The following is a 12,380-nucleotide window of genomic DNA, read 5'->3' as shown; positions in this document are numbered from 1 at the left end:
TCAGCACGGCGGCACGAACTCGGTGACCTCCAGGTCGAAGCCGGTGACGGCGCGATACGGCACCGGGTGGCTGAGCAGGCGCAGCTTGTGCGCCCCCACATCGCGCAGGATCTGCGCCCCGACCCCCAGCGCGCGTTGCGCGAAGGCCGGCGCCGGCGTGGCGGCGGCCGGCGCTGCCAGCCGCTCCAGCCGCTGCTGCGGCGATTCGCGCTCATCCAGCAGCACCAGCACCCCACAACCCTCGGCGCCGATGCGGGCGAGCGAGCGCTCCAGGTTCCAGGCGGGCAGGGCCGGCGTGCCGAAGCCCAGCACGTCGCGCTGCATTTCCACGGTCTGCACGCGTGTCAGCACTGGCTGCCCAGGATCGGGCTGGCCCAGCACCAGCGCAAGATGAAGCGCATCGACCGGCGCGTCATGGTAGGCGTGCACGGTGAAGCAACCGAAGGGCGTGGCCAGTTCCGTCGAATGCGTGCGGCACAGTGCGCTTTCGGTCAGCAGCCGGTGGTGGATCAGCCCGCTGATCGAAACCGCCGGCAGGCCGTGGTGCCGCGCGAAGGCCAGCAGGGCGGGGCCGCGCAGCAGGTCGCCGTCGTCATCGAGCAGCATCGCGTAGGCGCCGGCGGCTACGCGACCGGCCAGCGCCGGCAGGTCTGAGCAGGCCTCGGCAAAGCCCGCGCGGCGCAGCACGCCGTCGGGCTGGGCCACCACCGGGAAGATGTGGCCGGGCTGGACCAGGTCATGCGGCTGCGCGCGCGCTGCCGCCGCCACGCGCAGCGTGAGCGCGCGGTCGGCGGCGGAGATGCCGGTGCTGACGCCGCTGGCCGCTTCGATCGACACCGTGTAGCGCTCGCGCTGGCGGTGGTTCGCGGCCATCGGCGGCAGCTGCAGCAGCGCGCGGCGCGCCTCGGTGATTGCCATGCAGACCAGGCCGCGCGCCTCGGCGGCCATGAAGTTGACATCGGCCTCGCTGGCGCGCTCGGCGGCAACCAGGACGCAGCCGGTGGCCTCGTCGGTCTCGTCCTCGATCACCAGCACACGCTGGCCCGCGGCCAGTGCCGCGAGCACGTCGGCCATCGGCGGCAGTGTGGTGGCGCTCATGCTGCCTCCTGCCGGCTGGTACTGCCGAAGGCCTGGCGCAGCGATGCCGCGGCCGCATCCAGTGCATCGCTGGCGGCATCGATCATCCCCTGCATGCTGATAAAGCCGTGAAACTGGCCGGGCCAGCGGCGCACGGTGGCGCTGCCGCCCGCGCGCTGCAGGGCCTCGCCATAGGCCTCGCCCTGGTCGCGCAGCGGGTCGTATTCGGCGGTGATGATGGTGGCTGGCGGCAGGCCGTGCAGCTCGCGCTGGTGCAGCGGGCTGGCGCGCACATCGGTGGCGTCCGCCGGGTTGGCCAGGTACTGGGCGCGATACCAGTCCAGTTCCGCGGCACTGAGGAAGTAGCCCTGCGCGCATTCGCGGTAGCTGGCGCTGGTGGCCGCGGCGTCGCTGCAGTCCAGGTAGGGGTAGAGCAGCAGCTGGTGCCGCAGCGCGATGGCGCCGCCGCGCAGCTGCTGGCAGGCAACGGCGGCAAGGTTGCCGCCGGCGCTGTCGCCGGCCACGGCAAGGCGGGCCGGGTCGGCGCCCAGTTGCGCCGCATGCGCGGCGGCCCAGCGCACGGCCGCGACGGCGTCGTCGGCCGCGGCCGGGAAGCGTGCCTCCGGCGCGAGCCGGTAGTCGACCGACAGCACCAGCGCGCCGCTGCGGCGCGCCAGGCCGCGGCAGATGTTGTCGTGCGAATCGAGGCCGCAGAGGACAAAGCCGCCGCCATGGAAATAGACCACGAGCGGCAGTGCGGTGCCGTCGTCGGGCCGGTACAGGCGGGCCTTCAGCGGGCCTGCGGCGCCATCGATGGTGAGGTCTTGCTGCGCGGCGACGGTGTCGCCGGACGCGAACGCGGGCATGGCAGCCAGCGCGGCACGGTAGTCGGCCGCGCGCAGCGTGGAAAAGTCGGGGCTGGGCATGGCGGCCATGGCTTCAAGCACGGCGCGGGCCTGGGGGTCGAGCGGCATGGGGTCTCCTGGATTGCAGTGGGGAAATCGGTGTCAGAGCGCGAACGCCGGCGCGGTGCCGGCGGCAATGCCTTGCGCGCGCGCCAGCGCCGCATGCACGGCCTGCTCGTGCGGCAGGATCCAGAACTGGCCGGCCGAGACCCCGTCCAGGATGAAGCGCGCGACCGCGTCCGGCGTGATGCCGGCGGCAATGCCGCTGCGCAGCGCGCCGTTCATCTGGTCCACCTCCTGCGCGCCGCCGCCGTCGAGGCCGGCAGCGATGCCGGTGGCCACCGGACCGGGGCAGACCACGGACACGCCCAGCGGCAGGCCCGCCGCCTGCAACTCCAGCGCGAGCCCTTCGCTGAGCGCCACCACCGCTTGCTTGGACAGCGTGTAGGGAGCCAGCCAGGGCCCCACGGCGAGGCCGGCCATCGAGGCCACGTTGACGATATGGCCGGCGCCTTGTGCCGCCATGCGCGGCACGAAGCAGCGCAGCGCGTGCAGCACGCTCCACAGGTTGACGCGCATCACGTGGTCGAACACTTCCGGCGGCAGCTCCCAGCAGCGGCCGGTGACGAGCACGCCGGCGTTGTTGACCAGCAGGTCGACGCGGCCCAGGCGCAGGAAGCTCTCTTCACATAGGTGCTCGATCTGCCGCGCGTCGCAGACATCGGTGGGCACGGCGATGACGTTCGCCCCCTGGCCGGCAAGCGCCTCGCGCACCGCTTCAAGCGCGCCGGCGTCGATATCGGCCAGCGCCAGCGCGTAGCCTTGCGCTGCCAGCGCCTGCGCGAGCGCGCGGCCGATGCCGTTGGCCGCTCCGGTGATCACTGCGGCCTGCTGCCGCGGGTTTGCCGCCATGGTCATGGTTCTCCGTGAAAAGAAGGCGGCGGGGATCGCCGCGCATGGCTGACTTGTAGCGGCAGCGCGGCGGCACGGCATCGTCTGTTTGGGTAGGACAGGGGGGCATCACACGGCGTGTAGGGGTTTGCCCTTGAACGGCCGGGATGGGTCTGTCCTTAGTCTGTTTGGAGTATGTGTTCGGCCCGCTGGCGCGTGAGGATTGGCCTGTCCCGCAGGACTAGTCCGGCCAGCGTGTGCAGCCGGTCTTGCCTAGGGCAAACCACGAAGGCGGGGGCAAGCCGCGACCCCTTTGCCGTCCCTATAATCAGGGCACAAAAAAGGGCCACAGAGCCCGTAGCAGGCCAGCGCCGACCCGGCACGCCCGAAGCGCTGCGCACGCCACAATGGAGACAGAGGAAAATGCTGATGGAGGTTAGCCAGAACCAGGCGGCCGCACACCTGTTCGCGCAGGCGACGGTGTCGCTGTCGGAGTTCAGCACATTGCTGGGCAATATCTACCAGGGCCCGATGGAGCAGGTGCCCTGGGGCAAGGCACTGGAACAGATCCGCCGCCAGCTCAATGCCAACTATTGCACCCTGATCCTGCGCTCGCCGGCCACGGACCGGCCCGGGCTGATGATCAATGCGTCCGAGCATGGCTCGACCTTGCCGGGCGAGACCTCCTACAACAACTACTACTACGCGCTCGACCCGTTCATCGGCCTGCCGTCGGACCGGGTGGTGACCATCGATGAGCATCTCGGGCCCGGCGCCTGGTGCCAGAGCGAGCTCTACCAGCAGTTCCTCAAGGACATCGGCATCCGCTACATCCTTGGCGCGGACCTGCGTACCGATGACGGCGTCGAATGCCGCTTCCGCGTGTGCCGCGAGCATGACGGACGCGACTTCTCCGCCGCGGACAAGGCGCTGTGCACCGCGCTGCTGCCGCACCTGAAGCGCGCGGTGGACCTGCACTCGCGCATCGACGTGGTTGAATCCGAGCGCACCGTCTATGCCAGCGCCATCGACCGCATGCTGGTCGGGATGGTGATCCTGGACGAGTCCGGCACCATCATCAAGACCAATGCCGCCGCCGATGAAATCCTGGGCGCCAAGGATGGCATCCGTGTCGCCAAAGGCAGCCTGGACGTGGAATACGGCCAGGAGAACCGCAAGTTCCAGCGCCTGCTGCGCCAGGCCATGATGGGCCACCTCGGCACCACGCCGGCGCTGATGGAAGCGATGTCGATCACGCGCCCGTCCGGCAGCGCCAGGCTGGGCGTGCTGATCCGCACCATCCCGCTCAGCGAGTGGTCCGAGGACAACCGCAAGCGCCCCGCCTGCGTGGTGTTCATCCGCGACCCCGAGCGGCGCTCGCAGGCCTCGCACGAGGTCGTGCGCCAGCTGTTCGACTTCACCCCGGCGGAGACGCAGCTGGCGCTGCAGCTGGCCAACGGGCTCACGCTCGATGAGGCCGCGGACGAGCTCGGCATCAGCAAGAACACGGCGCGCGCGCACCTGCGCGCGATCTTCTCCAAGACCGGCGTGACCCGGCAGGCCACGCTGGTGCGCATGCTGCTGAGCAGCGTGATTTCTCTCGGCTAAACCACGTAACGCACGTCAGGGCTTTGCGCTGAGCACCAGCGCAAAGCCTTCCGGCGTTTCCAGCACCGCGCGCGTCTCATGCGGCCCCTGCGCCGCGGGCAGCGTCACGCCGGCACCGGCACCCACCAGCCGCGCCATCGCCGCGGCGATATCGTCACCCTCATCCACCTTGAAGGCCAGCGCGGGCTGGTCCACCAGGCGTTCCTCGCCGGCCACCAGCGCCAGCGTCAGCGCGCCCGCGTCGAGCGCGCAATAGCGGTTTCCGTCGCGAAACTTCACCGGTAGTCCGAGTCCTTCCGTGAAGAACGGCAGCGCGGTGTCGATGTCCGCGACGGGGTAAAGCAGCAGCCTGGCTTGCATGATGTCCTGATCCTCCTGGTGAAAGCGGGCGTGATGCCCGTGGCCAATGATAGGGATGCTCCATGTCCTGTTCATAATCCAATCAGACGATGTTGCAACGCCTTGCGCCGACCACACTGCGATCACACAGGCCGTTTCGGGCCGGTGGCGCGGCAACGGGCGGCGCCCCGGCGGCGGTCCTGAACCATCAATGCCAGACAAGGGGACTGCAATGCGTTTTTCACTGATCTATGAAGCCCAGACCGTCGATGCCTCGCGTGCCGGCGACCACAAGGTGTTCGATGAAATCATGGAACAGGTGGTGCTGGCCGAGGACATGGGCTTTGACGTGGTCTGGGCGGTCGAGCACACCGCACTGACCAACTATGCGCACATGAGCGCGCCGGAAACCTTCCTGGCCTTCGTCGCCGGGCGCACGCAGCGCATCGGCATCGGCCACGGCGTGGTGTGCCTGCCGCCGGCGATGAACCATCCGGTCAAGGTGGCCGAGCGCATCGCCACGCTGGACATCCTGTCCGGAGGCCGCGTGCACTTCGGCGTGGGCAAGGGCGGCACCCAGCAGGAGGCCGGCACCTTCGGCTACGACCTGAACAGCCTGCACCCGATGATCGACGAATCGATGTACCTGATCCCGAAGATCATGACGCAGGACGAGATCGAGCACGACGGCGAGTTCATCAAGATCCCGCGCCGCCCGATCCACCCCAAGCCGCGCCAGGACCCGCACCCGCTGATGTACCTGGCCTGCACCAATGCCGACACGCTGCAGCGCGCCGGCGCGCGCGGCATGGGCGCGCTGGTGCTTGGCTTTGGCGGCCCCGAGGATGTCGCCAGGAAGAACGAGATCTACCGCGCCGCGTGGGAGACCCGCAAGCCGGAGGACCAGGTGGGCTTCCGCCCGCACCAGCACCTGGCCGCGCTGTGCCCGACCATCGTGCTGGAAGACGGCCTGGCCGCGCGCAAGATCGGCATCAAGGGCCAGCGTTATTTCATGGAGTCGCTGTCGTACTGGTATGCCGGCGGAGAGCGGCCCGACCCGTCCACCTGGGACGACGAGCATGTCACCGCCACGGACGCGCAGGGCAAGGCCGTCATCAACACCAAGTTCGCCTCAGAGAAGGTCTCGGTGGATTTCAGCGACCCGTCGATGATGATGCTCAACCCCAACCATGCCTACGGTACCGTCGAGGACTGCATCGGCTACGTGCAGCGCCTGATCGATTCCGGCGCCGACGAGATCCTGTTCATCTGCCAGATGGGCACGGTGCCGCAGTGGGCGCAGCTGGAAACCATCCGCAATATCGGCGAGCACGTGATCCCGCACTTCCGCAAGCAGGGACGGAAGCTGCGCGCGCTGGCTTGATCGGCGCTATGCAAGCCTGCGGGTTTGCTCCCCTCTCCCGCTTGCGGGAGAGGGGCCGGGGGAGAGGGCCAGAGCATCCACGAAGTCCCACTCACCAAATCGCGACATAGCTAGTCCCAACAGACGATGGCACCCGGCCCCACCGGTGCAAACATCAAGGCCAGCTACAAGACCAAGCAACAAGGAGACCGCGGTGCATCACGACAACAATCCCAAGGAACTGGCGGCACGGCTGATCGCGCGTGCCGAGCAGATGATTCCGGTGCTGGCCGAGCGCGCCGCGCAGGCCGAGGCCGAAGCGCGCATTCCCGCCGAGACCATTGCCGACATGCAGGCCGCGGGCTTCTTCAAGGTGCTGCAGCCCCGCCGCCACGGCGGCTACGAACTCGATCCGCAGACCTTCTTCCGCATCCAGATGGCGCTGGCCAAGGGCTGCATGTCCACCGCCTGGGTCTATGGGGTGGTCGGCGTGCACAACTGGCAGCTGGCACTGTTCGACGAGCGCGCGCAGCAGGAAGTGTGGGGCAGCAACCCTGCCACGCTGATCGCCTCGACCTATATGCCGGTGGGCAAGGTCACGCCGGTCGAAGGCGGCTATCGCTTCTCCGGCCACTGGAAGTTCTCCAGCGGCAGCGAACTGTGCGACTGGATCTTCCTGGGCGGGCTGGTGCCGCCGGCCGAGCCGGGCGGCGCCTATGACTACCGCACCTTCCTGCTGCCGCGCTCCGACTACAAGATCGTGCGCAACTGGGATGTGCTGGGCCTGCGCGCGACCGGCAGCCACGATATCGTGGTCGAGGACGTGTTCGTGCCCGAGTACCGCACCCACCGCGCCGTCGATGGCGCCATGGGCACCAGCCCGGGGCTGGCGGTCAATGACGTTCCGCTGTACCGGCTGCCGTTCGCGCAGATCTTCGTGCGCGCGGTGTGCACCGCCTGCATCGGCGCGCTGGAAGGCACGCTCGATGACTTTGTCGCCTATGCCGACGGCCGCGTCAGCAGCAACGGTGGCGGAAAGACCGCGGAAGACGGCGGCGCGCAGATGGCTTGCGCCAACGCGCAGGTCGCCATCGACGAGATGCGGACCATCCTTGAGCGCAATTTCGACGAGCTGCTGGCCGTTGCGCGTGAAGGCGGCCAGGTGCAGACCCCGCGCCGCCTGCATTTCCGCTACCAGTCCGCGCAAGTGGCCGAGCGCTGCGCGCAGCTGGCCAACGGCCTGCTGCGCTATGCCGGCGGCAACGGCATCTACCGCAGCAACCCGATGGTGCGCCGCTTCCTCGACCTGCATGCGGCCCGCGCCCACTACGCCAACAACCTGGACCGCTTCGGCCAGAACCTGGGCGGCGTGATGATGGGCCGCGCCAACACTGACTTCTTCATCTGAGCCGCGCGCCGCACGGAGATCCAATATGAGCCAGAGCAGAGCGCGCATGCAGCCCAGCGAGTTCGACGTGGTGGTGGTCGGCTCGGGCGCCGGCGGCATGCTGGCCGCCTGCCGCGCCGCGGACCGCGGACTGTCGGTGGTGGTGCTGGAAAAGAGCAGCCAGTACGGCGGCACCTCGGCGGTGTCCGGCGGCGGCATCTGGATTCCGCTCAACCACCATATCGCGCCGGCGGGCGGGCGCGACGACTACGCCACGGCGCTGGAATACATCCTGGCGTGCGCCGGCGAGCACGGCGATCCACAGCGCGTGCGCGCCTATCTTGAGCAGGCGCCCCGCATGCTCCAGTACCTGGAGCAGCAGGCCGGCGTGCGTTACTACACGCTGCCGCGCTACGCGGACTACTTCCAGAAGGTTCCGGGCGCGATGCCGGGCTACCGCGCGCTCGACCCGATGCCGTTCGACGGCGCGCAGCTGCGCGAGGAATTCGCACGGCTGCGGCCGCCGTCGCCGGGCACGCTGGTGGGCGGGCGCGTGGCCGTGACCTCGGCCGAGGCGCATGCGCTGCTGTGCCGCGCGCCCGGCTGGCTGGGCCTGGCGGTGCGCCAGTTTGCCCGCTACTGGCTGGACCTGGGCTGGCGCCGCAAGACCCGGCGCGACCGCCGGCTCACGCTCGGCAACAGCCTGGTCGGCGGCCTGCGGCGGGCCATGATGGACCGCGCGATTCCGTTGTGGCTCGACACCGCGCTGCAGGACCTGATCGTCGAGGACGGCACCGTGCGCGGCGTGCGCGCGGTGCAGGACGGGCGCGTGGTGGAGATCCGCGCGCTGCGCGGCGTGATCCTGGCCGCCGGCGGCTTCGAGCGCAACCAGGCCATGCGCGAACAGTACCTGCCGCAGCCGACCCAGGCCGCCTGGAGCGCGACCCCGCCCAACAACACCGGTGACGGCATCCGCGCCGCCCAGGCCGCCGGCGCCGGCGTGGCGCTGATGTCCCACGTCTGGGGCGCACCCACCGTGCATGTGCAGGGCGAGGAAAAGCAGCGCGCGCTCTTTATCGAGCGCGCCATGCCCGGCTGCCTGGTGGTGAACGGGCAGGGCCGGCGCTTCGTCAACGAGGCCGCGCCGTATTCCGAGTTCGTTCCCGCCATGTACCGCGACCACGAGAAAACCGGCAGCAGCGTGCCGGCGTGGATGGTGTTCGACGCCGCCTTCCGCCACAAATATCCGTGCGGGCCGATCCTGCCCGGCTCGGTCATGCCGGACCGCGGCATTCCGGCAAGCCTGTCCGGCATCCTGGTGCGCGCCGACTCGCTGGCGCAGCTGGCGCAGCGGATCGGTGTCGATGCCGGCGGCCTGGCCGACAGCGTGGCGCGCATGAACCACTATGCGGCCACCGGCGTGGACGAGGAGTTCGGCAAGGGCGACAACCTGTTCGATACCTACTACAGCGACCCGGCAGTGCGGCCCAACCCGTGCCTGGCGCCGATCGGCAAGGCGCCGTTCTACGCCGTGCGCATCGATGCCGGCGACATCGGCACCAAGGGCGGCCTGGTGACGGACGCCAGCGCGCGCGTGCTGCGCGACGACGGCAGCGCCATTGCCGGGCTGTTCGCCATCGGCAATACCAGTGCCTCGATGATGGGCACCAGCTATCCCGGCGCGGGCTCGACACTGGGCCCGGCCATGACCTTCGGCTTTATCGCTGCCGACGTGCTCTCTCAGAACGCGCGCCAGCCTGCCGCCGCGCCCCATGCTCAAACCGTACAGGAGGCCCTATGAGCGCCAACCCCGAACCCAGCACCGCGCTGCGCGAAGACATGCTGATGGCGATGCGCCGCATGGCGCGCTCGGTGGCGGTGATCAGCTGCCGCCATGGCGAGCGCCGCTATTCGATGTCCGTGACCGCGGTCGATTCGCTGTCCGCGGACCCGCCTTCGCTGCTGATCTGCATCAACCGCAATTCTTCGATCTACCCGCCGCTGGATGCCGGCGCGGACTTCTGCATCAACCTGCTGGCAGCCGACCACCGCGATATCGCAGTGGATTGCAGCGGCCGGCTCAAGGGCGAGGAACGCTTCACCAGTGGCGAGTGGGAGGACGATCTGCTCGGCGTGCCGTGCCTGCGCGATGCCCAGGCGAACCTGGTGTGCCAGCAGGATGGCCGCTTCGACTACGGCACGCACGCGGTCTTCATCGGACGCCTGCGCGAGGTAAAGCTGGCTGGCGAGGTGTCGCCGCTGGTCTATGTCGATGGTGCCTACACCACGTCCGCGCCGCTTGGCGCACTGTGTTCGGCCTAAGCCGGGAGCGCAAGCCAGCATGTACCCTCCGACCGATTCCGCCACGCCGGTCCACGCGCCGCTGCGCCTCGACGATCCGGACGCACACCCGTGGCAGGCCGCCTGCGATGCCGTGGTGGTGGGCTTCGGCGCCGCCGGGGCCTGCGCCGCGCTGGAGGCCGCGCATGGCCGCGCGCGCGTGATCGTTGCGGAACGCTTCGAAGGCGGGGGCGCCAGCGCCAAGAGCGGCGGGGTGGTCTACGCCGGCGGCGGCACGCCGTACCAGTCCGCCGCGGGCTACGCCGATACACCGCAGGCGATGGCGGACTACCTGCGCCAGGAGACGGGCGGGGTCGTCAGCGATGCCACGCTGCAGGCGTTCTGTCAGCGCAGCCGCGAGATGATCGGTTGGCTTGAAGGCCTGGGCGTGGGCTTTGCCGCCACCGTGCCGCCGCGCAAGACCTCGTATCCGGCGCAGCCCTACTACCTCTACTACTCCGGCAACGAAGCGGTCGCCGCCTACGCGCAGCATGCCGCGCCCGCGCCGCGCGGTCACCGCGTGAAAGGCCCCGGCATGTCCGGCCGCACGCTGTACGCCGTCCTGCGCGCCGCCGTGCAGGCCCGGCCGGAGGTGACGGTGATGCGTCAGACCGCGGCAAGGCGGCTGATTCTCGACCAGGACGGCGCGGTCGTCGGCATCGAGCTGTGGCAGCTGCCGCCGGGCCGCCACCAGAAACGCCACGCCCGCCTGGCGCGCCTGGCCGAGCGCCTGCACAACGCAGCGCCTGCGCTGGCCGACCTGCTGCGCGAGCGCGTGCTGCAACTGGAACTGCGCCATGCGCGCCCGGTCGCGGTGCGCACCGGCGCGGTGGTGCTGGCCACCGGCGGCTTTATCTTCAACCGCGCCATGGTGGCGCGCCACGCCGGCAAATACCTGCAGAACTGGCGCCTTGGCGCGACCGGCTGCGACGGCAGCGGCATCCGCCTTGGTGAGTCGGCGGGCGCGGCCACGCGGCACCTGGAGCGGGTCTCGGCATGGCGCTTCATCAATCCGCCGTTCGACTGGGCGCGCGGCTGCGTGGTCGATGCGCAGGGCGCGCGCATCGGCAACGAGGAAACCTACGGCGCCACCCTTGGCCACGCCATCTGCGAACGGCATGGCGGGCGGGCCTGGCTGGTCCTGAACCGCGAACTGGCGCGCGCCGCGCTGCGTGAATGCCTGGGCGGCCGGCTGTGGGCCTTCCAGGCCTTGCCCGCGGCGCTGCTGATGCTGGCGGGGGCGCGGCGTGCCTCCAGCCTCGAAGCGCTTGCCGGCAAGCTGGGCATGCCCGGCGCGGCGCTGCGGGCCACCGTCGATGCCTATAACGCCGCGGCCCGCGGCGAGATCCCCGATCCGGCCGGCAAATCGGCGCCGATGTGCGCGTCGCTCGAAACCGGGCCGTGGCTTGCCATCGACATCTCGGCCAACAGCCGCGTCTTTCCGTGCCCTGCCATCACGCTGGGCGGATTGTCGGTGGAAGAGTCCAGCGGCCGTGTACTGGCCGCCGCTGGCGGGGCGCCCATTCCAGGGCTCTACGCCGTGGGCCGCACTGCCGCTGGCATCGCATCCAACCATTACGTAAGCGGCCTGTCGCTTGCCGACTGCATCTGGTCGGGGCGCAACGCGGGCCGCCATCTGACACGACAGCCTGCCGGCGACCGGCAGGCACACACCAACGAGGAGACCACCCATGAGCCAACGTACTGAAGGAAAGATCGCCATCGTCACCGGGGCCGCCAGCGGCGTCGGCAAGGAAGACGCGCTGCTGCTGGCGCGCGAGGGCGCGCGCGTGGTGCTGACCGACCTCAACGAGGAGGCGGGCCATGCGCTGGCGCGCGAGATCGGCGAGACCGCGCTGTTCGTGCCGCATGACATCGCCAGCGAAGCCGGCTGGCAGCAGGTGATGGCGCGCACCGAAAAGCAATTCGGCGCCCCCAGCGTGCTGGTCAACAATGCCGCCATCCTGTTGCTGGGTTCGGTCGAGGACGCCACGCTGGAGCAATGGCAGCGCGTGATGCGCATCAATGCCGACGGCTACTTCCTCGGCTGCAAGTACGGCGTGGCCGCGATGAAGGCGGGCGGCGGCAGCATCGTCAATATGTCGTCGGTGGCGGCGCTGGGCGGCATGGGCGCGTTCTGCGCCTACAGCGCGAGCAAGGGCGCGGTGGCTGCGCTCACGCGCGCGGTGGCGGGGCACTGCAAGCAGAGCGGCTACCGGATCCGCTGCAACTCGATCCACCCGGACGGCATCCTTACACCGATGACCGCGGCCTTCCTGCCGGGCGGTGCCACGGCCCTGCCGGAGGAGGTGGGTGGCGCCGAGCCGATGCAGCGCATGTGCCATCCGCGCGACGTGGCCAACCTGGTGCTGTTCCTGGCCTCCGACGAATCGCGCTTTATCAACGGTGCGGAACTGCGTATCGACAACGCGCAGACCATCATGGGCGTGGCCTGACCCCGCCCTCAAGC

Annotated in this window: 11 protein-coding genes; 7 read left to right on the top strand and 4 right to left on the bottom strand. The window is 69.7% G+C overall.

Annotated elements, in window-relative coordinates; genetic code table 11:
- From C265_RS30305 to C265_RS30295, 3 genes are read right to left on the bottom strand one after another with little or no spacing between them, the layout of a single operon-like run.
- Nucleotides 1-1,098 (bottom strand): 3,4-dihydroxy-2-butanone-4-phosphate synthase, encoded by a 1,098-nt coding sequence (locus C265_RS30305; RefSeq protein WP_010814004.1) that lies wholly within the window; start codon nt 1,096-1,098, stop codon nt 1-3.
- Nucleotides 1,095-2,051, bottom strand: a complete 957-nt coding sequence (locus tag C265_RS30300) for an alpha/beta hydrolase (RefSeq protein ID WP_010814003.1) — start codon at nt 2,049-2,051, stop codon at nt 1,095-1,097. The genes C265_RS30305 and C265_RS30300 overlap by 4 nt, the downstream gene beginning before the upstream one ends.
- Before the next feature lie 33 nt (nt 2,052-2,084).
- Entirely contained in the window at nt 2,085-2,894 is an 810-nt protein-coding gene (locus C265_RS30295) for an SDR family NAD(P)-dependent oxidoreductase (protein WP_037025790.1), read from the bottom strand.
- Nucleotides 2,895-3,296: 402 nt separating this feature from the next.
- Between C265_RS30295 and C265_RS30290 the strand changes: the two genes are divergently transcribed.
- A complete protein-coding gene (locus C265_RS30290; RefSeq protein ID WP_010814001.1) occupies nt 3,297-4,481 on the top strand; it encodes a helix-turn-helix transcriptional regulator in 1,185 nt (394 codons plus the stop codon).
- Nucleotides 4,482-4,496: 15 nt separating this feature from the next.
- Here the strand turns inward: C265_RS30290 and C265_RS30285 are convergent, their stop codons facing one another.
- Complete coding sequence (locus tag C265_RS30285; protein ID WP_010814000.1) at nt 4,497-4,841, bottom strand: VOC family protein; 345 nt, start codon at nt 4,839-4,841, stop codon at nt 4,497-4,499.
- A 211-nt stretch (nt 4,842-5,052) separates the two neighbouring features.
- Between C265_RS30285 and C265_RS30280 the strand changes: the two genes are divergently transcribed.
- From C265_RS30280 to C265_RS30255, 6 genes are all read left to right on the top strand, one after another.
- Nucleotides 5,053-6,204, top strand: a complete 1,152-nt coding sequence (locus C265_RS30280) for an LLM class flavin-dependent oxidoreductase (protein WP_010813999.1) — start codon at nt 5,053-5,055, stop codon at nt 6,202-6,204.
- 193 nt (nt 6,205-6,397) lie between these two features.
- On the top strand, nt 6,398-7,591 hold the full coding sequence (locus C265_RS30275; RefSeq protein ID WP_010813998.1) for an acyl-CoA dehydrogenase family protein: 1,194 nt from the start codon (nt 6,398-6,400) through the stop codon (nt 7,589-7,591).
- Nucleotides 7,592-7,616: 25 nt separating this feature from the next.
- A complete protein-coding gene (locus C265_RS30270) occupies nt 7,617-9,371 on the top strand; it encodes an FAD-dependent oxidoreductase (RefSeq protein WP_037025771.1) in 1,755 nt (584 codons plus the stop codon).
- Nucleotides 9,368-9,892: a flavin reductase family protein gene (locus C265_RS30265; RefSeq protein ID WP_010813996.1), complete on the top strand. Its 525-nt coding sequence runs from the start codon at nt 9,368-9,370 to the stop codon at nt 9,890-9,892. Before C265_RS30270 ends, C265_RS30265 begins: the two co-directional genes overlap by 4 nt.
- A gap of 19 nt (nt 9,893-9,911) precedes the next feature.
- A complete protein-coding gene (locus C265_RS30260; protein WP_010813995.1) occupies nt 9,912-11,618 on the top strand; it encodes an FAD-binding protein in 1,707 nt (568 codons plus the stop codon).
- A complete protein-coding gene (locus C265_RS30255) occupies nt 11,602-12,366 on the top strand; it encodes an SDR family oxidoreductase (RefSeq protein WP_010813994.1) in 765 nt (254 codons plus the stop codon). Before C265_RS30260 ends, C265_RS30255 begins: the two co-directional genes overlap by 17 nt.
- Nucleotides 12,367-12,380: the final 14 nt, after the last annotated feature.

Origin of the sequence: Cupriavidus sp. GA3-3 (genome assembly GCF_000389805.1) — a bacterium.
GTDB lineage: Bacteria > Pseudomonadota > Gammaproteobacteria > Burkholderiales > Burkholderiaceae > Cupriavidus > Cupriavidus necator_D.
This window is presented reverse-complemented; position numbering and strand designations above follow the sequence as displayed.